Origin of the sequence: Geomonas oryzae, assembly GCF_004117875.1 — a bacterium.
Classification (GTDB): domain Bacteria; phylum Desulfobacterota; class Desulfuromonadia; order Geobacterales; family Geobacteraceae; genus Geomonas; species Geomonas oryzae.
The window spans coordinates 390,408-414,693 of the sequence record NZ_RAHW01000002.1 but is presented as its reverse complement, the minus strand read 5'-3'; the positions used below and the strand labels follow the sequence as shown (position 1 = coordinate 414,693).

Annotated in this window: 17 protein-coding genes; 15 read left to right on the top strand and 2 right to left on the bottom strand. The window is 64.1% G+C overall.

Translation table 11 applies throughout. The features are described 5' to 3' along the window. Positions 1–53 precede the first annotated feature (53 nt). The 11 genes from D6Z24_RS06535 to D6Z24_RS06485 all read left to right on the top strand — a co-directional run bounded on the left by D6Z24_RS06535 (position 54) and on the right by D6Z24_RS06485 (position 16,389). Complete coding sequence (locus D6Z24_RS06535) at positions 54–3,212, top strand: efflux RND transporter permease subunit (protein ID WP_129125761.1); 3,159 nt, start codon at positions 54–56, stop codon at positions 3,210–3,212. Between the two features lie 2 nt (positions 3,213–3,214). Then, positions 3,215–4,636 carry an AdeC/AdeK/OprM family multidrug efflux complex outer membrane factor gene (adeC, locus tag D6Z24_RS06530; protein WP_129125760.1) on the top strand — a complete coding sequence of 474 codons (1,422 nt, stop codon included), beginning with the start codon at positions 3,215–3,217 and terminating at the stop codon, positions 4,634–4,636. Between the two features lie 339 nt (positions 4,637–4,975). Continuing rightward, on the top strand, positions 4,976–6,541 hold the full coding sequence (locus tag D6Z24_RS06525) for an efflux transporter outer membrane subunit (RefSeq protein WP_198419513.1): 1,566 nt from the start codon (positions 4,976–4,978) through the stop codon (positions 6,539–6,541). After that, the gene (locus D6Z24_RS06520; protein WP_129125759.1) at positions 6,538–7,605 is read left to right on the top strand and encodes an HlyD family secretion protein; all 1,068 of its coding nucleotides are present in this window, start codon (positions 6,538–6,540) and stop codon (positions 7,603–7,605) included. Before D6Z24_RS06525 ends, D6Z24_RS06520 begins: the two co-directional genes overlap by 4 nt. After that, positions 7,602–10,382: a ribosome-associated ATPase/putative transporter RbbA gene (gene rbbA, locus D6Z24_RS06515; protein ID WP_129125758.1), complete on the top strand. Its 2,781-nt coding sequence runs from the start codon at positions 7,602–7,604 to the stop codon at positions 10,380–10,382. The genes D6Z24_RS06520 and rbbA overlap by 4 nt, the downstream gene beginning before the upstream one ends. A 2-nt stretch (positions 10,383–10,384) precedes the next feature. Continuing rightward, positions 10,385–11,506 carry an ABC transporter permease gene (locus tag D6Z24_RS06510; protein WP_129125757.1) on the top strand — a complete coding sequence of 374 codons (1,122 nt, stop codon included), beginning with the start codon at positions 10,385–10,387 and terminating at the stop codon, positions 11,504–11,506. A gap of 282 nt (positions 11,507–11,788) precedes the next feature. Beyond that, on the top strand, positions 11,789–12,781 hold the full coding sequence (locus D6Z24_RS06505) for a TAXI family TRAP transporter solute-binding subunit (RefSeq protein ID WP_129125756.1): 993 nt from the start codon (positions 11,789–11,791) through the stop codon (positions 12,779–12,781). 21 nt (positions 12,782–12,802) lie between these two features. Next, positions 12,803–14,089, top strand: a complete 1,287-nt coding sequence (locus tag D6Z24_RS06500; RefSeq protein ID WP_129125755.1) for an alpha/beta hydrolase — start codon at positions 12,803–12,805, stop codon at positions 14,087–14,089. 2 nt (positions 14,090–14,091) lie between these two features. Beyond that, positions 14,092–14,916, top strand: a complete 825-nt coding sequence (locus D6Z24_RS06495) for an MlaA family lipoprotein (RefSeq protein WP_129125754.1) — start codon at positions 14,092–14,094, stop codon at positions 14,914–14,916. A gap of 20 nt (positions 14,917–14,936) precedes the next feature. After that, complete coding sequence (locus tag D6Z24_RS06490) at positions 14,937–15,905, top strand: hypothetical protein (protein WP_129125753.1); 969 nt, start codon at positions 14,937–14,939, stop codon at positions 15,903–15,905. A 172-nt stretch (positions 15,906–16,077) separates the two neighbouring features. After that, positions 16,078–16,389 carry a hypothetical protein gene (locus tag D6Z24_RS06485; RefSeq protein ID WP_129125752.1) on the top strand — a complete coding sequence of 104 codons (312 nt, stop codon included), beginning with the start codon at positions 16,078–16,080 and terminating at the stop codon, positions 16,387–16,389. A 164-nt stretch (positions 16,390–16,553) separates the two neighbouring features. Here D6Z24_RS06485 and D6Z24_RS06480 read toward each other — a convergent pair whose 3' ends face one another. Together D6Z24_RS06480 and D6Z24_RS06475 are read right to left on the bottom strand one after the other, a co-directional pair. Beyond that, positions 16,554–18,425 (bottom strand): cytochrome c3 family protein, encoded by a 1,872-nt coding sequence (locus tag D6Z24_RS06480; RefSeq protein ID WP_129125751.1) that lies wholly within the window; start codon positions 18,423–18,425, stop codon positions 16,554–16,556. A 175-nt stretch (positions 18,426–18,600) separates the two neighbouring features. Further along, positions 18,601–19,419, bottom strand: coding sequence for an EF-hand domain-containing protein (locus D6Z24_RS06475; protein ID WP_129125750.1), 819 nt, complete (start codon positions 19,417–19,419; stop codon positions 18,601–18,603). Between the two features lie 199 nt (positions 19,420–19,618). Here D6Z24_RS06475 and D6Z24_RS06470 point away from each other — a divergent pair, with 199 nt between their 5' ends. From D6Z24_RS06470 to D6Z24_RS06455, 4 genes are read left to right on the top strand one after another with little or no spacing between them, the layout of a single operon-like run. Continuing rightward, on the top strand, positions 19,619–21,046 hold the full coding sequence (locus tag D6Z24_RS06470) for an efflux transporter outer membrane subunit (protein ID WP_129125749.1): 1,428 nt from the start codon (positions 19,619–19,621) through the stop codon (positions 21,044–21,046). Positions 21,047–21,051: 5 nt separating this feature from the next. Further along, positions 21,052–22,344 (top strand): efflux RND transporter periplasmic adaptor subunit, encoded by a 1,293-nt coding sequence (locus D6Z24_RS06465; RefSeq protein ID WP_129125748.1) that lies wholly within the window; start codon positions 21,052–21,054, stop codon positions 22,342–22,344. Further along, entirely contained in the window at positions 22,341–23,045 is a 705-nt protein-coding gene (locus D6Z24_RS06460; RefSeq protein WP_129125747.1) for an ABC transporter ATP-binding protein, read from the top strand. Before D6Z24_RS06465 ends, D6Z24_RS06460 begins: the two co-directional genes overlap by 4 nt. Further along, positions 23,045–24,247, top strand: a complete 1,203-nt coding sequence (locus D6Z24_RS06455; RefSeq protein WP_129125746.1) for an ABC transporter permease — start codon at positions 23,045–23,047, stop codon at positions 24,245–24,247. Before D6Z24_RS06460 ends, D6Z24_RS06455 begins: the two co-directional genes overlap by 1 nt. Positions 24,248–24,286: the final 39 nt, after the last annotated feature.

Genomic DNA, 24,286 nt, shown 5'->3' with positions numbered 1-24,286 from the left:
GAACGTTGAACGCTGAACGCTGAACGTTGAACGGAGTTTAAGGAGCTTTATCCATGTCCAGGTTTTTCATAAACAGACCCATCTTCGCCTGGGTCATCGCCATAGCCGTCATGCTGGCCGGCCTTCTGGCCATGAAGTCGCTGCCGGTCTCGCAGTACCCGCCCATCGCGCCGCCGCAGATCTCGATCAACGCCATGTACCCGGGCGCCTCCGCCCAGACGGTGCAGGACACCGTGACCCAGGTGATCGAGCAGAAGATGAACGGCATCGACAACCTGCTCTACATGTCCTCCACCAGCGACTCGGCCGGTGCGGTCTCCATCAACCTGACCTTCAGGGCCGGGACCGACCCGAACATCGCCCAGGTACAGGTGCAGAACAAGCTGCAGCTCGCCACGCCGCTTCTGCCGCAGGTGGTGCAGAAGCAGGGGATCCAGGTGGTCAAGTCCACCCGTAACTTCCTGATCATCGTCGGCATGGTTTCCGAGGATGGCTCGTTGAACCGCTACCAGCTCACCGACTACATGGTGTCCAACGTTCAGGACCTCGTGAGCCGCGTGGAGGGGGTAGGGGAGGTGACCGTCTTCGGTTCCCAGAACGCCATGCGCGTCTGGATGAACCCCGACAAGCTGAACAACTACAAGCTGACCCCGAACGACGTCTCCAACGCCCTCCAGGCCCAGAATGCGCAGGTATCCGCGGGCCAGTTCGGCGGCATGCCCGCAGCACAGGGGCAGCAGTTGAACGCCACCATCACGGCGCGGACGCTTCTGCAGAACCAGGAGCAGTTCGAGGAGATCGTGCTGCGCACCAACCCCGACGGCTCCACCGTGAAGCTCCGGGACGTGGCGAAGATCGACGTCGGCACCGAGAACTACGACATGATCGCCCGCTACAAAGGGAAGCCGGTGGCCGCGATGGCCTTGAGGCTTGCCGCGGGCGCCAACGCGCTCGACACCGCGGACCGCGTGAAAAGCAAGATGGCCGAGCTGGAGAAGTTCTTCCCCGCCGGTGCCAAGGTCGTCTACCCGTACGACACCACCCCCTTCGTTAAGATCTCCATGGAGGAGGTGGTGAAGACCCTGATGGAGGCGGTCTTCCTCGTCTTCATCATCATGTTCCTGTTCCTGCAGAACATCCGCGCAACCCTGATCCCGACCATCGCGGTGCCGGTCGTTCTCCTCGGTACCCTGGGCGTCCTCTTCGCGGCCGGCTTCTCGATCAACACCCTGACCATGTTCGCCCTGGTCATCGTCATCGGCCTTCTGGTCGACGACGCCATCGTCGTGGTCGAGAACGTCGAGAGGATCATGACCGAGGAGGGGCTATCGCCGCATGATGCAACGGTCAAGTCCATGGGGCAGATCACCTCGGCCCTTTGGGGCATCGCGACGGTGCTTTCCGCGGTCTTCATCCCGATGGCATTCTTCGGGGGCTCCACCGGGGTCATCTACCGCCAGTTCTCCATCACCATCGTCTCGGCGATGATCCTGTCGGTAATGACGGCACAGATCCTCACCCCGGCGCTCTGCGCGACGCTTTTGAAGCCGGTCACCAAGGGGCATGAGCCCTGCGAGTCGGGATGGTACTGCGGCTTTTTCCGCTGGTTCAACAAGATGTTCGACAAGGGGCGCCACAAGTACGAGTCCATCGTCGGGAACTCCTTCAGGAAGCCCTTGCGCTACTTCGTCTTCTACGGTTGCCTCGTGGCCGCCATGGCGTTCTTCTTCCTGCGTCTTCCTACGGCGTTTCTCCCGGACGAGGACCAGGGCTTCATCATCTGCCAGATCCAGCTCCCCGCAGGCGCCACCCAGGAGCGCACCATCAAGGTGCTCGAGAAGGTGGAGAAGCACTTCCTCGAGAACGAAAAGAAAACGGTCGACTCGCTCATCACCGTCGCGGGCTTCAGCTTCGCCGGCCGCGGCCAGAACATGGGTCTTGCCTTCGTGAAGCTCAAGGACTGGAAGCTGCGTCCCACCCCGGACCTCAAAGCTCCGGCCGTTGCCGGGCGCGCCATGGGCGCCTTCTCCCAGTTCCGTGACGGCATGGCCTTCGCCTTCTCCCCCCCCGCCGTGGTCGAGCTCGGTCAGGCGAACGGCTTCGACTTCCAGCTGCAGGACAGGGGCGGCCTCGGCCACCAGGCGCTCATGGACGCGAGGAACCAGCTCCTCGGAATGGCGAGCCAGAACAAGAAACTCATGGCGGTGCGTCCGAACGGCCAGGACGACACCCCGCAGTTCAAGCTGAACATAGACGACGTGCGCGCCGGTGCGCTCGGCGTCTCGCTTGCCGACATCAACAACACGCTGGCCACCGCGTGGGGCTCCTCCTACGTGAACGACTTCCTGCAAAACGGCAGGGTCAAGAAGGTGTACCTGCAGTCGGACGCGGCGTACCGCATGGTCCCCGAGGACATCAACAAGTGGTACGTGAAAAACGACAAGGGTGAGATGGTTCCCTTCTCTGCCTTCGCGACGGCGAAATGGCAGCACGCCTCGCCGCGCCTCGAACGCTACAACGGCATCCCGAGCGTCGAGATCATGGGCAACGCCGCCAAGGGGATCTCGACCGGCGAGGCGATGGCCGAGATGGAGGCCATGGCCGCCAAGCTCCCGCAGGGGATCAGCTACGAGTGGACCGGTCTCTCCTACGAGGAGAAGAACGCCGGCAAGCAGGCCCCGGCCCTTTACGCCATCTCGCTTCTCGTCGTCTTCCTGGCCGTCGCCGCACTCTACGAGAGCTGGAGCATCCCGTTCGTCAACCTGCTCATGCTTCCGCTGGGCCTGGTCGGCGCGGTCACCGCGGTCACCCTCAGGGTGCTCCCGAACGACATCTACCTGCAGATCGGCCTTCTGACCACGGTCGGCCTCTCCACGAAGAACGCGATCCTGATCATCCAGTTCATCAAGGATCAGTTGCACCAGGGGCACGAGCTGGTCGAGGCGACGCTCACCGCGGTGAAGATCAGGCTGAGGCCGGTCATCATGACCTCGCTAGCCTTCTTCTTCGGCACCCTGCCGCTCGCGCTCACCAAGGGGGCGGGGGCAGGCGCCCAGAACGCCATCGGCACCGCGGTCACCGGCGGCCTTTTGTCGGCGACCTTCATCGACCTTATCTTCATCCCGTTCTTCTTCGTCATGGTGACGAAGACGTTCTCCAAAAAGCACGCAACGGCCAAGGCCGCTGCCGCACCCGTCTCGGAGGTGCAATAGACATGACACGCATGACCTTTAAACCCCTGGCCGCCACCCTGTTCCTGTTCCTGGCAGGGTGCGCCTCCATGGCTCCCAAATACAGCCAGCCCGCGGCACCGGTTCCCGCCGCCTGGCCTGCAGGCCCCTCTTACCAGGCGACGCAGCCCGCGGCGCAGCAAAAGCCGCTTGCCGAGATCCCCTGGCAGGAGTTCTTCGTCGAGCCGCAACTGCAGAAGCTGATCGCGCTTTCCCTGGACAACAACCGCGACCTGAGGGTGGCGGTCCTCAACATGGACCGCTTCCGCGCCCTCTACCAGATCCAGCGCGCCGACCTCTTCCCGAGCGTCACCGGGGACGGCGGCCTCGCGGTGAAACGCACCGCCGACGACCTCTCCCAAGGCGGCAGGGGAGGGGTCAGCCACTCCTACGACGTCGGCGTCGGCATCAGCTCCTACGAGCTCGACCTCTTCGGAAGGGTGAGAAGCCTGAAGGACCAGGCGCTGGAGCAGTACCTCGCCACCGAACAGGCCCGCCGCAGCGTCCAGATCGCCCTGGTCTCCCAGGTGGCGACCGCCTACCTGACGCTCGGCTCCGACCTGGAGAGGGTGCAACTCGCCAAGGAGACCCTGGCGAACCAGCAGGAATCCTACCGGCTCTCCAAGAGCCGTTTCGAGGCGGGGGTCGCCTCGGCGCTCGACCTGCAGCAGGCCCAGACGAGCGTCGACTCGGCCCGCGTCGACATCGCCCGTTACACCACCCAGGTGGCGCAGGACCTGAACGCGCTTACCCTGGTGGTAGGTTCCGACGTGCCGCAGGATCTCTTGCCGAAGTCGCTCACCGAGAACCTCACCGCCGTGAAGGACGCCGCACCGGGACTTCCCTCCGACGTCCTTCTCTCCCGTCCCGACATCCTGCAGGCGGAATACAACCTGAAGGGGGCGAACGCCAACATAGGTGCCGCGCGCGCCGCCTTCTTCCCGCGCATCACCCTGACCACGAGCGTGGGCTTTGGCAGCGACCAGCTGACCGGCCTCTTCAAGGGAGGGAACCTCGCCTGGAACTTCGCGCCGAGGATCTCGGTGCCGATCTTCGAGGGGGGACGCAACAAGGCGAACCTCGAGGTGGCAAAGGTGGACCGCGACATAGCGGTAGCCCAGTACGAGAAGGCGATCCAGTCCGCCTTCCGCGAAGTGGCCGACGCCCTCGCCCAGCGCGGCACCATAGACGAGCAGGTGGCGGCACAGCAGTCCCTGACCGGCGCCACCTCCGAGACCTACCGCCTGTCCCAGGCGCGCTACCAGACCGGGGTGGACAGCTACCTGAACGTTCTGGACGCGCAGCGCTCGCTCTACGCGGCCCAGCAGGGGCTCATCACCACGCGGCTGGCAAGGCTCAACAACATGGTCACCCTCTACAAGGTGCTGGGCGGAGGGAGCAAGTAAGGCAGCATCGTTTCCCCGGGCCGTCACGGCCCGGGGGGGCGGTAACGCGCGGGGGGGCGAACCGTGTCGAATCCCCCGTTGCGGAAAGGAGCGCAGTTGTCCAGATTACGCATCACCATTTACTGCATCATCGCCGTCGTGGCATTGTTCGTTGCTTATTACACCCTGGCACCGGAGCCTCATCCCGACTGGCCGATCAATCTGGTTCATTTTCTTTTCAAACACTAGATTGGGTTTATAGTTTTAACTAAGCGCCCTCTTGCGGCTATGAGAGACTTTCCCGCTCCATGGTGCTTGCTGTAGCTTGTGAAGAATTCCTTGTGACAGAGGAGCACATTCATGGCACAGAAAGAAGAGGGCGACCAACGGGAGCCTGAACCTCCTCTGCGGCTCCCGCAGCCGCTCGTCCGCCTCCCCCGCACGCCGCACGCTTCGAATACCTCGATGCGCCCCCGCCGTATCTTTTTCGCACTGGCCGCTATCGTTACCGCTGCCGTCCTTGCCGGCTGTTCCCTAAAGCCCGCCTACCAGCGCCCCGCGCTTCCTGTCCCGCCGCAGTACCCCGGCGTATCGGATCGCGGTACGGCCGCCGGCGCCCCCGTCTCATGGAGCGTCTTCTTCACCGATCCCGAGCTTAAACGCCTTCTTTTCCTTGCCCACGTCAACAACCGGGACCTCCGCGTCGCGCGCGCCAAGGTCGAGGAGGCGCGCGCCCTTTACGGCATCCGCCGCGCGGACCTGCTCCCCGCGATCAGCGCGGGCGCGGGGTATGAGCGTTCGCGTACCCCCGCCGACCTCTCGGTGACTGGGGGAGCGATGATAACCGACGTTTTCAGTGCCGGTCTCTTCCTCACCGCCTGGGAGCTCGACTTCTGGGGGCGCTTGAGGAGCCTCAAGGAGGGTGCCCTCGAGAATTACCTCGCCACGGAAGAGGCCCGCCGCGCCATGCAGGTGAGCCTGACCGGCCAGGTCGCCCAGAGCTACCTGCAGGAGCGCGAGCTGGCGGAAAGGGTATCCCTCGCCGAGGCCACCATCGCGAGCCGCGAGGAATCGTGGCGCATCGCACGGCGCCGCTACGAGGTCGGCTCCGCCTCCAAGCTCGACGCGGTGCAGGCCGAGACCCTCTTGAACCAGGCGCGGGCCGAACTGAGCGCCATCAAGCGCCTGCGTGATCTAAACCTGAACGCGCTGGGGCTGCTGATCGGAGCGGAGGTACACCTCGATCCGCTTCCCCTTGCCGCCGTGGAGGAGAGGTTCCTCGCGGAAATCCCCCCAGGGCTTCCCTCCGAACTCCTCCTTTACCGCCCCGACGTCATCGCTGCCGAGCACGAGCTCAAATCGGCCAACGCGGCCATAGGTGCCGCGCGCGCCGCCTTCTTCCCGACCATCGCTCTCACCGGCAACTTCGGCACCGCAAGCAGCGCGTTAAGCGGGCTCTTCGCCTCGGGAAGCGGCGCCTGGAGCTTCGCCCCTGCCGTCTCCGTCCCTATCTTCCAGGGGGGGCGCAACGTCGCCAACCTGGAGCTCGCCCGGGCGCGCGAGGGTGAAGCGGTCGCCCAATACGAGCGCGTGGTGCAGCGCGCCTTTCGCGAGGTGTCCGACGCGCTGGCGCAGCGGCGCTGGCTGGGCGAACAGGTACAGGCGCAGCGGGCGACCCTCGCGGCCCAGACGGAGCGGACGAGACTTGCGCGCCTTCGCTACGACACCGGGGCGGCTCCCTACCTGGAGGTGCTCGACGCGGAAAGGGACCGATTCGCCGCCCAGCAGGCCCTGGTGCAGACGCGGCGCGCCATCCTTTCCGCCGGGGTGGACCTCTACGCCGCCCTGGGGGGAGGGGGTGAGGGGGACGTCGAGGGGAGACCCGGTGCGGCTGGTGCTGCGGGCGGGAAGGAGGCCATGCCATGAGAGGGTGGGGGAGGGGAAGGTTCATCGTTGCGTCGGGCGTTCTACTGGTGCTCTTCGCCCTGATCCTGTGGCAGCGCTTCGGCCGCAGCAGCGGGGATGAGGGGATCGTGAGCGGCAACGGGCGCATCGAGGCGGTGGAGATCGATGTCGGACCGAAGAGTCCCGGCCGGGTGCGCGAGATAAGCGTGCGCGAGGGGGATTTCGTCAGCTCAGGGCAGACCCTTGCCGTCATGGATACCGAGGTGCTCGAAGCCCAGCACCGGGAGGCCGGTGCGCAGTTGGTCAAGGCGCAAAATGCGGTGCTCACCTCGAAAAGCGAGATGATGCAGCGAGAAAGCGAGAAGGCGGCGGCCCGGGCGATGGTTGCGCAGCGGGAGGCGGAGCTCGCCCTCGCCGGGAAAAGGGTATCGCGTTCCTCCACCCTCGCCGCCGAGGGGGCCACCTCGAGGCAGGAGGCCGACGACGACCTCGCCCGCCTGGAGAGCGCGAAGGCATCGACCGCGGCGGCACGCGCCCAGGTGGCGGCGGCCGAGGCGGCAGTGGCCACCGCCAGGCAGAAGATGCTCGGGGAGCGTTCCAACGTGGCGGCGGCGCTTGCCACGCTGCAGCGCATCGAGGCGGACCTGAAGGACGCGGCACTCAAGTCGCCGCGCGACGGGCGGGTGCAGTACCGGGTGGCCCAGCCGGGCGAAGTGGTGGCTGCGGGGGGGCGCGTGCTGAGCCTCGTCGACTTAAGCGACGTCTACATGACCTTCTTTCTCCCCACCGCGGCGGCCGGGAGGGTGGCGCTCGGTACCGAGGTACGCCTCGTGCTCGACGCGGCGCCGCAGTACGTGATCCCGGCACGGGTCTCCTTCATCGCCGACGTGGCCCAGTTCACCCCGAAGACGGTGGAGACCGCAAGCGAGCGGGAGAAGCTCATGTTCAGGGTGAGAGCCCAGCTTCCGGTCGACCTGCTCAAAAGACACATCACCCAGGTCAAGACCGGTCTCCCGGGAGTCGCCTACCTAAGGCTCGACGAAAAACGCCCCTGGCCCGAGCGCCTTGGCAAGGTTGTCAGGTGAACCGCTCCGCGCCTCCAAAAGAACCGCAAGGGTCGGACGCCGTCAGCGTCGATGGCGTCACCCTGCGCTACGGAAAGACCATTGCGCTCGACTCGGTCACCCTTGCCGTTCCTGCCGGGCGCATGGTTGGGACCATCGGCCCTGACGGGGTAGGCAAATCGACCCTCTTCTCGCTCATCGCCGGCTCCCGCAGGCTGCAGACGGGGAGGGTGGAGGTGCTGGGCGGAAGCATGGCGGATGCCGCGCACAGAAGAAGCGTCTGTCCGCGCATCGCATACATGCCGCAGGGGCTCGGCCGAAACCTCTACCCGACCCTTTCCGTGTTCGAGAACGTCGACTTCTTTGCGAGGCTCTTCGGCCACGGCCGCACCGAGCGCGAGCGCCGCATCGGCGAGCTTTTGAGCGCCACCGGGCTGGAACCCTTCGCGGGGCGCCCCGCCGGCAAGCTCTCCGGGGGGATGAAGCAGAAACTGGGGCTTTGCTGCGCGCTGATCCACGACCCGGACCTCCTCATCCTGGACGAGCCGACCACCGGGGTCGATCCGCTGTCGCGGCGCCAGTTCTGGGAACTGATCGAAAGGATCCGCGAGCGCCGGCGCGGCATGAGCGTGCTGGTCGCCACCGCCTACATGGAGGAGGCGGCCCGCTTCGACTGGCTGGTGGCGCTGAACGCGGGGCGCGTCCTCGCTACAGGGACGCCGGCGGAACTGCTCGCCGGGACCGGGAGCCGGTCGCTCGAGGAGGCCTTCATAGCGCTTCTCCCCCCGTCGCAGCGCGCGGGGTACCGCCCGGTGCGGATCCCCAAAAGGGAGGGAGAGTCCGCCGCGGAAACCGCCATCGAGGCCTCCGGGCTCACCATGCGTTTCGGCGACTTCACCGCGGTGGACCGGGTCAGCTTCAAGATCGGCAAGGGGGAGATCTTCGGTTTTCTCGGCTCCAACGGCTGCGGCAAGACCACCACGATGAAGATGCTCACCGGGCTGCTTCCCGCGACGGAAGGGGAGGCGAGCCTCTTCGGCCGACCCGTCGATCCCGGAGACCTCGACGTCAGGCGCCGCGTGGGATACATGACCCAGTCTTTCTCGCTCTACACCGAACTCTCCGTGCGCCAGAACCTCGTGCTCCATGCGCGGCTCTTCCGCCTCCCGGAAAAGGCGATCCCGCCGCGCGTCGCCGAGATGGCGCGGCGTTTCGGGCTGGACGAGGTGATGGACGCCCTTCCCGAGTCGCTTCCGCTCGGGGTGCGCCAGCGCCTCTCCCTGGCGGTCGCCATGATCCACGGCCCGGAGCTTCTGATCCTGGACGAGCCGACCTCGGGCGTGGACCCGGTGGCACGGGACGCCTTCTGGCAGATCATGGTGGATCTGGCCCGTCTCGATCAGGTCACCATCTTCATCTCGACGCACTTCATGAACGAAGCGGAGCGCTGCGACAGGATCTCCCTGATGCATGCCGGGCGGGTTCTCGTGAGCGACGCCCCGGCACGCCTGGTGGAAAAAAAGGGAGCCGCCAACCTCGAGGATGCCTTCATCGCCTACCTGGAAGAGGCTTCCGTTGAGCCCGCCGCCGCGGACGGCGCCTTCGCACCCGGTGCTGCGAGCGACCCGGGTATCGGGGATGAGGGAGAGCACGGCGCCTCCCCCCCAGGGAACTTCAGCCTGCGCCGCCTGCTAAGCTACGCGCACCGCGAGTCCCTCGAACTCATCCGCGACCCGGTCCGCCTCTGCCTGGCGCTTCTTGGCTGCGTCATACTCATGTTCGTCATGGGGTACGGCATCACCATGGACGTGGAGGACCTGAGCTTCGCGGTCCTGGACCGGGACCAGAGCGTCCTGAGCCGCGACTACGCGCTGAACCTCTCCGGCTCGCGCTACTTCAGCGAGCGCCCGCCGCTGCACGACTACCGGGAACTCGACCGCCGCATGCGCGCAAGCGAGATCTCCCTCGCCATCGAGATTCCTCCCGGGTTCGCTAAAGACCTGCAGCACGGCAGGCCGGTCAGCGTCGGGGCCTGGATCGACGGAGCGATGCCCTCCCGCGCCGAGACGGTGAGCGGCTACGTCCAGGGGATGCACGCGCACTGGCTCGCCTCCCTGGCGCGGCAGCGTCTCACCTCGCCACCCGCGGCTTCCCTGGTGCGCATCGAGACCCGCTACCGTTACAACCCCGACGTGAAGAGTCTTCCGGCCATGGTTCCCGCAGTGATCCCGCTTCTTTTGATGATGATCCCGGCCATCGTCACCGCCCTTTCCGTGGTGCGCGAAAAGGAGCTCGGCTCCATCGTGAACCTCTACGTGACCCCGGTGACGAGGCTCGAGTTCCTGCTCGGAAAGCAGATGCCGTACCTGCTCCTGTCCATGGCGAGCTTTCTGCTTTTAACCCTCCAGGCGGTCTTCATCTTCCGCGTTCCGATGAAGGGGAGCTTCGCCGCCTTCTCTCTCGGGGGGCTCCTCTACGTCGGCACCGCCACCGGGCTTGGCCTGGTCATCTCCACTTTCATGAAAAGCCAGATCGCGGCGCTCTTCGGCACCGCGCTGCTCACCATCCTCCCGGCCGTCGAGTTCTGCGGCATGCTGGAGCCGGTCCGTTCGCTGGAGGGGGTGGGGGCGCTGATCGGCAGGGTCTATCCCACCACGTACTTCCTTCTGATCTCGCGCGGTACCTTCGGCAAGGGACTCGGTTTCGAAGAGCTGAAGCTCTTCTTCATCCCCCTGGCGCTTGCCGTCCCGCTCCTCATCCTGCTCGGGACCGCCCTCCTTAAAAAACAGGAGTCCTGACCATGCGCATGGCGAACGTCTTACACCTCGGTGTGAAGGAGCTCTTCAGCCTGCTGCGCGATCCGGTCATGCTGGTGTTGATCGTCTACGCCTTCTCGCTCGCCATCTACGCGGCAGCGACCGCGATGCCGGAAACGCTCCACAAGGCGCCCATCGCCGTGGTGGACGAGGACCGCTCCCAGCTCTCCACCCGCATCGTCGACGCCTTCTATCCGCCGCAGTTCTCCCCGCCGTCGCTGATCACCCGGGAGGAGATGGACGCGCGGATGGACGCGGGGCTCGACACCTTCGCACTCGCCATCCCGCCCGATTTCCAGCGCGACCTCCTCGCCGGGCGCCAGGCCGAGATCCAGCTGAACATCGATGCCACCAGGATGAGCCAGGCCTTCACCGGCAACAGCCACATCCAGACGATAGTCTCCAACGAGATCGGCACCTTCCTGAGGCGCTACCGCCCCGACGCCGGACAGCAGGTGGATCTCGCGCTCAGGGCGCGCTTCAACCCGGAGCTGAACAAGTCCTGGTTCGGTGCGGTCATGAAGATCATCGACAACATAACCCTTTTATCCATCATCCTGACCGGCGCCGCGCTGATCCGCGAGCGCGAGCACGGCACCGTCGAGCACCTCCTGGTCATGCCGGTAACCCCCTTCGAGATCATGACGGCGAAGGTGTGGGCCATGGCCCTCGTGGTACTTTGCGCCACCACCGCATCGCTATACCTGGTCGTCGAGGGGGCGCTCGGTGTGCCGGTAGAGGGATCGGTGCCGCTCTTTCTCGCGGGGACCGCGCTGCACCTCTTCGCCACCACCTCGCTCGGCATCTTCCTGGGGACCGTGGCGCGCAGCATGCCGCAGTTCGGCCTTCTGACCATGCTGGTGCTGCTGCCGCTGCAGATCCTCTCGGGAGGCACGACGCCCCGCGAGAGCATGCCTGCGCCGGTGCGCGGCGTCATGCTCGCCGCCCCGAACACGCACTTCGTCATGCTCGCCCAGGCGATCCTCTACCGGGGCGCCGGTTTCGAGGTGGTGTGGCCCCAGTTCGCCGCTCTCTTTCTCATCGGGTGCGTGCTCTTTGCCATATCGCTCTCCCGTTTCCGCAAAACGATCGGAACCATGGCCTGAGTCCAGCGTTGTCCGGTTAGGATGTCGCAATGGCCGAAAAATTCCCCCTCCCCTTGCGGGAGGGGGCTAGGGGGTGGGGGGAGGCGCCCCATTTTGAGCTGATGGCAACGTCACCCACCTCCCGCCCCCCTCCCGTCAAGGGAGGGGGAGAGTTGGAAGCGGTTCAATTTTGATAGTGCAAGTACCTAACCGCACAAGCTGCCTGAGTCCGCGTGTGGCGGAGCGAAAAGATGGTATAACTATGCCTTGTTGCCGATTTCCGGCTCAAAGGAGGAGGGACCCATGGATTTCCGCCGGCCGCCTGCGCCCAATCTGGCGCTCCTCGCAGTTGCCGCAATGTTTTTCCTGCTCTCACCCGCAAGGCTTCTTGCCGCACCGCTTCAGTCCCTGACCATCTCTTCAGGTACCACCACCAGTTCCTACTACGCTGCCGCCAGCGCGGTCGCAAAGGTATTCGACAAAAAGGCGAGGGTGTACGGCTTCAGACTGGCCAACACCGCTTCGGCCGGTTCCGTCGCCGACGTAGATGCCGTAGCCGAGGGGAAGGCCGACTTCGGCATCGCGGAGACCGAACTATTGAAGCGTGCCGCTGCCGGGGTGCGCCCATGGGAAGGTAAATCAAGGGGAAACCTGCGTGCCGTGCTGGGACTCTATCCTGCGACGGTCACCATCGTCGCCGCGGTTGACAGCGGTATAAGAAGCGTTTCCGACCTGAAGGGGAAGCGGCTCGGCATAGGCGCACCCGGCTCCATCGACAACACTTTCGCAGGTGCGTTTCTGCAGATGTCGGGGCTCAACCCGGGGGAGGTGATCATCACCGAGAAGTCCACGGCTCTCGCCCCCGAGCGTTTGCAAAAAGGGGAGATCGACGCCTACCTCTGCATCGTCGGCCATCCCAACCTGACCGTACTAGAGGCGAGCGCGGGGACGAGGAAGGTCCGCCTGGTACCCTTAAGCGACGCACTGATCGGGCAGGTGGCGGGGAGCAACCCACTTCTCGCACCGGTGGTCATCCCGACGCGGTACTACCCTGCGGTGGAGTTGGTGGGAGAGGTCAGAAGCCTCGGTATCCGCACTGTGTTCTTCACCCGCAGCGATGTACCCGATGAAAAGGTGTACGCCGTGGTACGCGAGATCATGGGGAATTTCGAGCTGTTCAGACGCCAGCACCCGATCCTGCAGCAGCTAACCCCCGAGCAGGCGGCCAGGGTGGCGGTGATCCCGCTGCACCCCGGCACCGCGCGTTACTTCAGAGAGTCCGGCCTCATCCCTTAAGGCCGCTAGCGGAGGTTCATCATGAAAAGTCTTCTGGTCCTTGCGCTACTCATGATTCTTCCCGCTGCCGCTTTCGCGGCGGCTCCCGTCCCGCCGACCTATTTCTATCCCTTCGTGAACCCGTACGAGGCGACGGTGATGGAGCTTCCCCGCGAGTTCGAGGTCCGCCTTCCAAGCGAGATCCCGGTGCGCGAATTCGTGGTGCATCCCTTTCCGAAGAGGCACATCCCCGAGGTGTTCTGGTACGAGAACGGCCTCACCTGCTCCCTCGCCTACCAGGATCGCGAAGCCCCCCTTGTCTTCCTGATCGCCGGATCGGGGTCGCGCTTCGACGTGCCGCGCATGCTCAAACTGCAGAAGGTCCTCTACAAGGCGGGATTCCACGTCATCTCGATCACTTCCCCGACCCACATGGATTTCGTGGTGAACGCGGCAGGCGGGCTCCCCGGCATCGCAAGCGACGATGCGAAGGACCTTTACCGGGTCATGGAGCTTGCCTGGCAGAAGGTGCGCGGGGATGTCCGGGTGTCCTCCTTCATGCTCGCCGGTTACAGTCTAGGCGGTTTCGATGCCGCATTCATAGCCAGGATCGACGAGCGCGAACACCGCTTCGATTTCAAGCGCGTGCTGCTCATCAACCCGCCGGTCTGCCTTTACGACTCGGTCACCGCCCTGGACCAGCTCCTGGTCGACAACGTCCCGGGTGGTATGGACAACTTCGATGCCTGGTTTAGGGGCGTCTTCAGCCAGACCATGCAGTTGGCCGAGTCCTGGGGACCGGGAGGACTCAGCGGTGAATCCATGTACCGCACCTACAAGCGGATGCAGCCAAGCGAGAGCAACTTGGCCGCGCTGATCGGCCTCACTGCACGCATGAACGCGGCGGACATGATCTTCAGCGCAGACGTCATGAACGGCGGCGGCTACATCGTCCCGAAAAACGTGCGCCTCACCTCGACCACCTCGCTCACCCGTTATGCCATCGTCGCCTACAAGACCAGTTTTGCCGATTACTTCAACGAATGGCTCTTGCCGCACTACCAGATGAAGGAACCGGGGCTGACGCGCGAGGCGCTCCTGCAGCGTGAGAACCTGCGGGCGCTGGAGCCGTACCTGAAGGGAAACGCGAAGTTCGGCCTGGTGCACAACGAGGACGACATCATCCTCGTACCGGGTGACATAGAGTACCTGGAACGGGTGTTCGGCGACCGGGCCTGGATTTTCCCGAGCGGCGGCCACATGGGGAACATGTTCCAGCCCGATGTGGTCTCGGCGATAACCGGATTTCTCAAGGGTAAGGAGGAGTGACCATGAAAAAGCACGCCCCTTGCAAAGTGTCCAATAACCTGCGCGGCCGACGCGGACGTGGACGCGCACGTCTTCTGGTAGTTGCGGCCGGACTCATTTTGGTTGCAGGCTGCAGCACCCTTCCCGAGACGACCGGGCCCGTGGAGCCGCCTCTGCGCCGTTACGAGGATTTCGCTAAACCGGGGCAGCTCAACATGCTCGAAGTGAAGGATTCCGTGGAGGGGTTCAACCGGGGGAGCTACCGCTTCAACTACTACTTCGACGAGTACCTGTACCGCCCTGTGGTGCGCGGCTACGAGATCATCATGCCCGACTACCTCGAGGACCGCGTCTCGGATGCCATCGACAACCTCAACGAAATAACTAACTTGACTAACAACCTGTTCCAGTTCAAATTGAAGGCCGCCGGGGTCACGGTGAGCCGCTTCGTGATCAACTCGACCGTGGGGGTTGCCGGGCTTTGGGACCCCGCCACCCGCTTCGGCCTCAAGCGCCAGAACGATGACTTCGGGCTCACCCTCGGGCACTACGGGACCGGCGGCGGGTCCTACCTCATGCTCCCGGTCCTCGGCGCGTCCAACGTCCGTGACACCGCAGGGTTTGTAGCCGACCTGGCAACCTTCGACTACATCGGCCCTTTGGCCTGGTTGAACGACAGCAACGCCACCTGGGCCTATTTCGGGGTGTATGCGGTCGACCGCAGGCACCGCACCCCGTTTCGGTACCGCCAGACCGGCTCTCCCTTCGAATACGAGCTGATCAGGACCCTCTACACCATGAAGCGCGACTTCGACATCGAGCAGACCAAAACAAAGGATGCAAAGTGATCTAGAAGCAGGAGGAAGCGTTGCTCAGGTTTTTCCAGTCCATCTTCCGCCGCCCCCGCAAAGAAGGGGGCGGTATCCCCGACTCCCTCGTCGTTAAAGCCATCGAGCGGGCCGTCGACGGCACCGATCCCTGGATCAGGGCCGTCTCAGGTTACCGCAAAAAACTGCGCCCCGCGGTGCTGCACGCCATCGAGCACGTCGTCGCCCTCGTGGACGGTACCGCTTCCCCGCTTGCGCTGGATCCTGCCGTCTACGACCGCGATCCCTACCTGCGCACCTATTTCATCTCTATTAACGAGCTGCGGAAATTCCTGGAACGGGAGCCGAACCTGGCCGAACTGCGCGAAAGGCACGGCATGCGCCACGGCGCGACCGCGCTGCTGCTCATGGAAAAGAGGGAGCGGGTGGGGCTTGGCGCCGAGATTTCCGGAGATGTCATCCTGAAGGACGTGCCGCAGGTGTCGGTCAGTTTCGAGGCGCACCGCCTCATGGACGTGAGCGGGAAGGAGGATGAGACCCGGTACCAGCTCAAACGTCGCGCCTACGACCACCTGCTGCGTATCGCCCTCGGCAGGATCGCCGAGATCAAGACGAGGCGCGGCGCGCTGGAAAAGCATCGCACCCTGCTGAACTCGAAGCTGTCGCTATTGCAGCGCGAGGGGTGGGGCTTCGATCCCACTACCGGTGAGAAGCCGAATGTAGCCGAGATGGAGAAAAACCTTGCCGAAATCGAGGCGAGGCTTTTGGAAATAGGTAAGGACGACAAGATGCTGGAGGTCTATCTCGGTGTGGTCGCCGACGTGCTTGGGCATGCCGAGGAGCACCTCTGGGTCGACAGGGAGACCTTGGTGGTCGACCGCATGGGGATCAAGCGCAAGGAGGTCTCCGTGGACGCCCGGGAGGTCCAACTGGACGTGCTTAAAGATGCGGCGGGAAGAAGGTTCGTGGTCGCGCTGGTTACCATCGCCGGTACCGCCGGCGGCGCCTAGATTCCTGAGGAATATGCTGCGAGTGTTGTCGGATATTCTCTACTCTTTTTGGGCGCAATTGTTTTGACTGCGTAAAATCAGCCTGTTACGGGTTGGCACGCCTGATGCTCATATCAAGGCAGGTAGCGCGGATGTCGCTACATAAAACCAACTCAGAACAGGAGGATTTACTATGAAACGCAAACTGGCAGTGCTGATGGCGGTATCCCTTTTCTCGGCAGCGGTTCCGGTGTGGGCGGAAAACACGACGACCCACGACATGATGCATCAGCATCAGGCCGGTGACGCCAACTGCGAGCGGGACTGCGCTCTTCTCATCAAGGACTGCAACAACCAGGTAGACAGCATCCAGGACAGGATCAGAAAACTTCAGACGGCCATCAACGAGAAGGGTGCCACCACCTACACCCGCGACGAACTGCAGATCCTGAACAAGAAGCTCCAGGAGGCCAACGAGACGCTGCGTCAGCTCATGAAGCACTAGGGGATCGATAGCCGCCTCCGCCGTGGGGCGGATGAGACCCGGAAAAGAAAGGGCCCGCTTCGATAGAGGCGGGCCCTTCTTTTATGGCTTCTCAGTTGTTCGGTCGAAAGCATTAGGGGGGCGCACCTCCCCCCGGAGGGGGGAGGCTGGGAGGGGGGAAGCTCTTAGCGTTGCCGCAGCATGGATTTAGCGAGTTCCAGGTTGTGATAGGCCACCCCCCTCAGCTTTGCTTTATCGTCCCCCTTGCGATCTGCCAACTGGGCAAGAAAATCATCTAGTTCCTTGCGGGCGGCCTCCGTCTTTTTCCTGTCGTAGGGAAGCGAGAAGTCGATCCCCTTCACGTCCCAGGCGTTCGCCGGGAGCAGGGCGAACGGGGCGAAATCTTCCAGCTTACGACTCCCCGCCGGTTCCGGTTTCTCCCAGGTCTGATCGGTGAACCTAAGCCCGTCCTTGTCGGCAAGCACCGTGTAGCTTCCCTTGAACGCCTTCTTCACGTCGGACTTCTCGAAGTAGTTCCAGGCCGATTTCCCCACCTGCACCGCGGAATCATGACACGTCCCGCAACCACGCGCTTTTCCAATGGCATGGCTCATCTTGTCCATCTGCACCCAAAGGATCGCCTTGTTGCCTGACGGGAGCCCGCCGCGCGTACCGACCCCGATGTAGGCGTCGTTGACATCGCGCGCGCTGCGCACCGCCTCGAAAGAGGCCGGCTCGCCGATGGCCGTGTTCCCCGGTATCTGACGTTTCGGGATCTCGCGGAACAATAGCCCGGTGGGGCCGAGTTCCATGGTCTGATTCATCACCGCCATCGGGTACGGTTTGACGCCGATCCAGCGTCCGTCTGCGTTCCTGATGATGGTGGGGAGGTCACGGGTGCCGTAATACTCCTTGTGCTTGCCGTAAGGGGTCTCCGTTCCGAAGGTGACGCCCGGGCCCCAGAAGGTGTACTGGTAGGCGCCGACCACGGTGACGTGACACGCCGCACAGTCGACCTTCGCGTGGGGGGACGCTTCAACCGCCTTGACGATTTCGGCATGGCACGTTTTGCAGGAACTGCGTGCCTGCTCGGAACCCAAGTGGCCGAACTTGTGGTTCGTGGGCTTGTGGCAATCGGTGCAGGTGATTCCGGCTTTGAAATGCACCTCCTGCGGAAGGTTGGGGGGGAAGGAGTAGTCGCCGCGGAAATAGCCGGCGCCGCGCCTTCTATCCATGGGACCGGCGTGACAGATGGTGCCGCGACCGCCGCCGTAGCAACTGGTCGTGTCGGGACGGCCGAAGCGGTGGCTGCCGGTCCCTGCGTGCGGCTTGTAGTGACAGTCGTTGCACCCGGCGTGGCACATGTTGCAGGCGCGGTTCGACGCGTCGTTTTGCGCTTCGGAGTAGGGGACCGCAGTCTGCTTTTTCAGGTTGTCGTAGTTCTGGCCGAACCACATGCCGCAGTTCTGGGGACCGGGGAGTTTCTCGGACCAACTGCGGAACGATCTCTGGTGCTTGTTCAACCCCATCTCCGAGTTTGCGTAGTCCTTCACCTCCTGCTCATGGCACCTGCCGCAGGTCTTGCGCGCGATGTCGGGGGAAAAGGCGAAGGTCTTCGGATCGCGGTCCTGCCAGTGGAGCCCCGTTGCCGCCTTGGCCCCCGCAGCCGCCAATTTCGCCGGGTCCCCCTCCGGGATCAGCGCTTCCATGTCGGACGAGCGCGGCACGAGGGCCTTGGTCGCCCCTACCGTCTGCCGGGATAGCGCCTCACCCTTCACCCTGGGACCCACCCCGACGACGAACGGACGCAGCATGCCGCGATGCGCCGCTTCCTTGTCCTTTTCCTTCCCCTCGCCCAGATGGCAGTCCACGCAGGTCGCTCCCGGCATGTTCACCTCGAGATCCACCTGCGCCGGGTCTAGGTACATCGACTCGGCGCCCATCGCCTTCAGCCCGGCCTTGTCACTGTGACACACTACGCACTGAGAGTCCGCATCGTAACCCCACACCTGGGCCGATACGATCAGAGACAGTACGATGAGCAGTGCGGCTTTCATTGATCCTCCCTTGTCAGCTTGTTTATTTCCTGCAGACCGCGTGGAAAATGTTACTGCCGTTTACTCGGTTGGCAACCGGGCAATGGCAGTGTGGCATAGTCTCTAACAGAAAAGGGGACAAGCTATTGAGTGCCTGTCCCCTTGTTTCTACTGTGAAAGAATTTCTCTGAACGACTTACGTTGTCACGCTCAGAACGGAACTTGATTGCGTGCTGCTGCTGTCCACGTACTTGGATAACGATTCTATCAGTTTCTGCAACTCGCTCACCTGGTCTTCCACAGATGTTCCTGAGTTTGCTTGCATCGCTGGAGGAGGCGGTCCTTGGGGCGGTGCGAATCCGTTCGCGTCCATGGCTCCTTTCAGTTCGTCCGCGCTCAGCACGCCGTCGCCGTCGCTGTCGTAGCCGGCGAAGGCCTCGTCGGTCACGTCCAGAGTCTGCCAGGTCGACTGCTGCATGTTCTGGGCAAGGACCTTCAGCTCGTCCTGTGATATGCCGCCGCTGCCGTCGGTGTCCGTGTCCTTGAAGAGACCGCCATGGCCGTGCTGCTTCCCGGCCTGGTTCGTTGTCCCGGCGGGGTCGGCATCTGCAGTGGAGGAGGCCGATAACTTGTCCAGTAGCGCCTTCAGGCTGTCGATCACGGAGCCGAGGTCGTCCTGGCTGCTGGTAGACGATCCGGAGGCGCTGTAGGCCTCCATCCCCTGTTGCGGCGGCACGGGAGGGGCGCTACCCTGCATGCCGAGCGCAGGGCCGAACCCGCTGTTCTGCATCACGCCGTTCAATTCGTCCATACTGAGCGAGCCGTCGCCGTCGCTGTCGTAGCCGCTGAAGGCCTCGTCGCTCGTGTCAAGCGTGGTGCCGCTCTTTTCCTTCAGTTTCTCCGCCATGGTCTGCAGCTCTGTCTGCGAAATGCCGCCGCTACTGTCGCTATCCACCTTTTTGTAGAAGTCCTGCGGGGTGTGCCGCATCCCTGCGCCGCCGATTCCATTCACCATACTGCCTCCTTTTGCCTTTCGTCTCGCCTGCTCGCTTGATTCTACCCGGTTCCCCGATCGCTTCAGTTAAGACCTGTTTCCGCAGTGTAAAGTTTTGTAAAAAACGGTAACCGTAGACATTTCAATTCTTTACAACGTGGAAACGCCTTTGTCGCTATACTGGGCGGGCTTTTAAAAGAACGATCACCAAGAGGATGAGATGAAGACTTCAACGCCGGTCCGCTTGCTTGTAGCGTGCGCCGCCATGGGGCTCGCCGGATGCGCCACCGTCGGCCCGAATTACGTCACCCCTGAGGTGAAGACGCCCGCCACCTGGCAGCAACTGGATGCCAAGGGAAGCACGCGCACCACCGTGGGCGAGAACTACGACCTGAGTCGATGGTGGCTCTCGCTGGACGACCCGTTTCTTTCGGAGCTGATCGAGAAGGCGCTTTCGGCGAGCCCGGATCTGCGCAGCGCGCAGGCGAAGCTGCGCGAGTCTCGCGCCCGGCGGAGCGTGGCCGCGGCGGACAGGTACCCCGGCATCACCGCATCGGGGAGCGCCGCGCACAGCCGCTCCAGCGAAAAGTCCGGCAGCGGCGCCACGGCAAACCTGTTCAGTGCCGGGTTCGACGCGAGCTGGGAACTCGACATCTTCGGAGGGGTGCGCCGCGGTGTCGAGGGGGCAAGCGCCGACCTCGAGGCGAGCACCGCCTCTTTGCAGGACGTACAGGTGACCCTGGCGGCCGAGACGGCCCAGAGCTACCTGGAGCTGCGCACCCTGCAGAAGAGGCTCGGCATCGCCCGCGACAACCTGGCGAGCCAGTCGGAGACGCTGCAGTTGACCCAGTGGCGCTCACAGGCGGGGCTGGTGAGCGTCCAGGACGTGGAGCAGGCGCGCAGCAACCGGGAACAGACGAAGGCCCAGATCCCGGTGTTCGAGACGAGCCTCGCCGAGGCGGAGCATCGCCTTGAGCTCCTTCTGGGGGAGACGCCTGGAACCCTGCAGGAAAGGCTCGCCGCGGTACGGGAACTCCCCGCCTTGCCCGCGGAGGTCGCGGTGGGCATCCCGGCGGAGACGCTGCGCCAGCGTCCCGACGTCAGGGGGGCGGAACGCAAACTCGCGGCTGAAACGGCGCGGGTGGGTGTGGCCGAGGCGGCACGCTACCCGTCCCTCAAGCTTTCCGGCTCCATCGGCGTGGAGGCGCTGACCGCAGGCGGGCTCTTCGGCGCATCGGCGGCCAAGTCCTCCATCATAGGCGGTATCACCGCACCGGTCTTTGACGCCGGCAAGCTGCGCGCGCAGGTGGAAGTCCAGGACGCGGTGCGTGAACAGGCGTTGGTCGCCTACCAAAAGTCGGTGCTGACCGCGCTGCAGGAAGTGGAGAACGCGCTGGTATCGCTGTCGCGAAACCAGGAACGTGAGAAGGCCCTCTCGACAGCGGTGACGGCGGCGCGCAGCGCGGCGGAAATGGCGCGGCAGCGCTACGGAGCCGGCCTCATCGACTTCCAGTCCGTAGTGGACACGGAACGAAACGTCTTGAGTGTGGAAGATACCCTTGCCGCCACCCGCGGTGACAGGCTCCAGTCCCTGGTCGCGCTGTACAAGGCGCTGGGGGGCGGCTGGCGTCAGGAAGGAGAACAATAAAAACGATGAAGGATACGCACATGCAGCAGGCAGAAGGGGCATCGCTCCAAAAGATACTGGAAGTCCGTACCGGCGCCTGGACCTGGAAACGCCGGCTCTTGATCATGCTAGCCGCGGTTATCCTCGTCGCGGCCGCCACCTACGCGCTGCGCCCTGCCGACAAGGAGGCGGCGCCGGCCTTCGCCACCGAAGCGGTCCGGCAGGACACCCTGGTGGTGAAGGTTTCGGCGACCGGGAACCTGCAGCCGACGAACCAGGTCGACGTGGGTAGTGAGCTCTCCGGCATGGTGGACCGGGTGCTCGTGGACGACAACGACCGGGTGAAGAAGGGGCAGGTGCTGGCGCTCCTCGATCTCTCCAAACTCAAAGACGCCGTGGTGAAGTCTGATGCGACGCTCGCCTCAGCCCGGGCCCAGGTGCTGCAGATGCAGGCGACCACGGCCGAGGCGAAGGCGGCGCTTGCCCGCTACCGCCAGGTCTCCCAGCTCTCCGGCGGCAAGGTCCCCTCCAAAGCGGAGATGGACAGCGCGGAGGCGAACCTGAAGCGCGCCGAGGCGAACGAGGCGAACGCGCGCGCCGCGGTGACGCAGGCCCGGGCGAACCTGCAGACGGACCGGACCAACCTTGATAAGGCGAGCATCCGTTCCCCGATCAACGGCGTTGTGCTCAAGCGGAGCATCGAGCCTGGGCAGACGGTGGCGGCTTCCTTCACCGCACCGACACTCTTCACCCTCGCCGAGGACCTCGCCAAGATGAAGCTCCAGGTGGACGTGGACGAGGCGGACGTCGGGCAGGTAAAGGTGGGACAGCAGGCGACCTTCACCGTGGATGCCTATCCCGGCCGTAAGTTCCAGGCGGTGATCACCCGCGTAAGTTACGGCTCCCAGACGAAGAACAACGTGGTCTCCTACCTCACCGTACTGCAGGTGGAAAACAGCGATCTCAGCCTGCGCCCCGGGATGACCGGGACCGCCGAGATAACCACGGTGACGCGCGACAAGGCGCTCCTCGTTCCCAACGCGGCGCTGCGCTTCACACCGCCCGAGAGCGCGCCCCAGGCAAAACGCTCGGGGGGCGTGCTCGGCGCACTGATGCCGCGTCCTCCCCAGGCCGCTCCGAAGCAGGCCGCCGTGACCACCAAGGACGGCCTGCACCAGGTGTGGGTGCTCAATGGGGGGAGGCCGACCGCGTTGGAGGTGAAGACAGGTGTTACCAACGGCAAGATGACCGAGATCGTCTCCGGCGCGCTTAAGCCCGGCATGCAGGTGATCACGGAAACCCTGGAGACGGCGAAATGAGTGCGTCTTCCCTTATCAGCCTCTCCGGCATCACCAAGACCTACGGCCGCGGCCACGCCGCCTTCCAGGCGCTAAAGGGGATCGACCTGGAGATCGACTCCGGCGACTTTCTCGCCATCATGGGGCCGAGCGGTTCGGGCAAGTCCACCACCATGAACATCCTCGGGTGCCTCGATACACCGACGAGCGGGAGCTATCGCCTGAAGGACGTGCAGGTGGAGCTGCTCGAGCGCAGCCAACGGGCCCTTCTGCGCCGACACTGCCTCGGCTTCGTGTTCCAGGGCTTCAACCTGCTGCCGCGCACCACCGCGCTGGAAAACGTGGAGCTGCCGCTCATCTACCGCGGCGAGCCCGCCTCGTCGCGCCACGAAGCCGCCCGGGCCGCCCTGGCGCAGGTGGGGCTTAAAGGGTGGGAGTCGCACACCCCGGCGGAGCTCTCGGGAGGTCAGCAGCAGCGCGTCGCCATCGCACGCGCCATCGTGACCCGTCCCGAGGTGCTTCTGGCCGACGAGCCGACCGGGAACCTCGACACCCGCACCAGCCGGGAGATCATGGATCTGATCGTCAGCCTGAACGAAGAACTCGGCATCACCGTCCTCATGGTGACCCACGAGCCGGACATCGCCGCCTACGCGCGGCGCGTCGTCCATTTCGTCGACGGGTTTCTCGACAGCGATGAGCGCAAAAGGGAGATCCTCTGATGTTCTGGAACACGCTGCTTCTTTCCCTGCGCGCCATCCGCCGCAACCTGATGCGCTCTTTTCTCACCGTGCTGGGGATCGTCATCGGCGTCGCCGCCGTGGTGGTCATGGTAACGCTCGGTAACGGCGCCACGAAGTCGGTCTCGGACCAGATCTCCAGCATGGGGAGCAACCTCCTCATGGTGATGCCAGGTCAGCGTTTCGGGCCGGGCTCGGACGCGGCCCCTAGCTTCAAGAGCGCCGACATCGAGGCGATCAGGAGCCAGATCTCCAGCGCCGAGTGGGTCGCGCCGATAACGGGCAAATCGGCCACCACGGTCTACCAGTCCAAGAACTGGCCGACGGTGGTAAGCGGCACCACCAACGACTATTTCCACGCGGGAAACTGGGAGCTTTCCGCCGGACGGATGTTCAGCGACGCGGAGGAGAGGGGAGGGAAAGCGGTCTGCGTCATCGGCGAAACGGTGCGCCAGAAGCTTTTCGGGCGCCAGAACCCGGTGGGGAGCGAGATCAGGGTGAAGGAGTTCTCCTGCGAGGTGGTGGGGGTGCTGAAATCGAAGGGGCAGTCCGGGATGGGGTCGGATCAGGACGACTCCATCATCATGCCGCTGAGGACGGTGCAACGCCGCCTGACCGGGACCCAGGACGTGAGCCGTTTCACCGTATCGGTGCGCAAGGGGGCCTCCATCGACGCCGCCACGAAACAGCTCACCCTCCTTTTGCGCGAGCGGCGCAAGATCGGGGAGAACGAGGAGGACGACTTCCGGGTCATGGACACCCGGCAGATCACCCAGACGCTGACGAGTACGACGAAGATCCTAACAATGCTGCTGAGCGCCGTCGCCGCGGTGAGCCTTCTGGTGGGCGGCATCGGCATCATGAACATCATGCTCGTCTCGGTGACGGAAAGGACGCGGGAGATCGGCATCCGTCTCGCCATCGGCGCCCTGGAACGGGAGGTGCTCCTGCAGTTCCTGGTCGAGGCGGTGGTGCTCTCCAGCATGGGCGGGGTGGCGGGGATCGTCCTCGCCACGCTCTCTTCCATGGCACTCGCCCACGCCATGAACATCCCGTACCTGTTCGACGTAAAGATCAACCTGTTATCCTTCTTGTTTTCTGCGGCGATCGGGGTTATCTTCGGCTTTTTCCCGGCGCGCCGGGCAGCCGGTCTCAACCCCATCGACGCCCTGCGTCACGAGTGAGGCCGCCAAGCGAAGAACAAGGAAGGGCACGCTTTGCCG

Excerpts from the sequence above, each read along its gene's own strand:
- D6Z24_RS06535 (WP_129125761.1), top strand. The coding sequence starts at position 54 with ATGTCCAGGTTTTTCATAAACAGACCCATCTTCGCCTGGGTCATCGCC.
- adeC (WP_129125760.1), top strand. The coding sequence starts at position 3,215 with ATGACACGCATGACCTTTAAACCCCTGGCCGCCACCCTGTTCCTGTTC.
- D6Z24_RS06525 (WP_198419513.1), top strand. The coding sequence starts at position 4,976 with ATGGCACAGAAAGAAGAGGGCGACCAACGGGAGCCTGAACCTCCTCTG.
- D6Z24_RS06520 (WP_129125759.1), top strand. The coding sequence starts at position 6,538 with ATGAGAGGGTGGGGGAGGGGAAGGTTCATCGTTGCGTCGGGCGTTCTA.
- D6Z24_RS06510 (WP_129125757.1), top strand. The coding sequence starts at position 10,385 with ATGCGCATGGCGAACGTCTTACACCTCGGTGTGAAGGAGCTCTTCAGC.
- D6Z24_RS06505 (WP_129125756.1), top strand. The coding sequence starts at position 11,789 with ATGGATTTCCGCCGGCCGCCTGCGCCCAATCTGGCGCTCCTCGCAGTT.
- D6Z24_RS06500 (WP_129125755.1), top strand. The coding sequence starts at position 12,803 with ATGAAAAGTCTTCTGGTCCTTGCGCTACTCATGATTCTTCCCGCTGCC.
- D6Z24_RS06495 (WP_129125754.1), top strand. The coding sequence starts at position 14,092 with ATGAAAAAGCACGCCCCTTGCAAAGTGTCCAATAACCTGCGCGGCCGA.
- D6Z24_RS06485 (WP_129125752.1), top strand. The coding sequence starts at position 16,078 with ATGAAACGCAAACTGGCAGTGCTGATGGCGGTATCCCTTTTCTCGGCA.
- D6Z24_RS06480 (WP_129125751.1), bottom strand. The coding sequence starts at position 18,425 with ATGAAAGCCGCACTGCTCATCGTACTGTCTCTGATCGTATCGGCCCAG.
- D6Z24_RS06475 (WP_129125750.1), bottom strand. The coding sequence starts at position 19,419 with ATGGTGAATGGAATCGGCGGCGCAGGGATGCGGCACACCCCGCAGGAC.
- D6Z24_RS06470 (WP_129125749.1), top strand. The coding sequence starts at position 19,619 with ATGAAGACTTCAACGCCGGTCCGCTTGCTTGTAGCGTGCGCCGCCATG.
- D6Z24_RS06465 (WP_129125748.1), top strand. The coding sequence starts at position 21,052 with ATGAAGGATACGCACATGCAGCAGGCAGAAGGGGCATCGCTCCAAAAG.
- D6Z24_RS06460 (WP_129125747.1), top strand. The coding sequence starts at position 22,341 with ATGAGTGCGTCTTCCCTTATCAGCCTCTCCGGCATCACCAAGACCTAC.
- D6Z24_RS06455 (WP_129125746.1), top strand. The coding sequence starts at position 23,045 with ATGTTCTGGAACACGCTGCTTCTTTCCCTGCGCGCCATCCGCCGCAAC.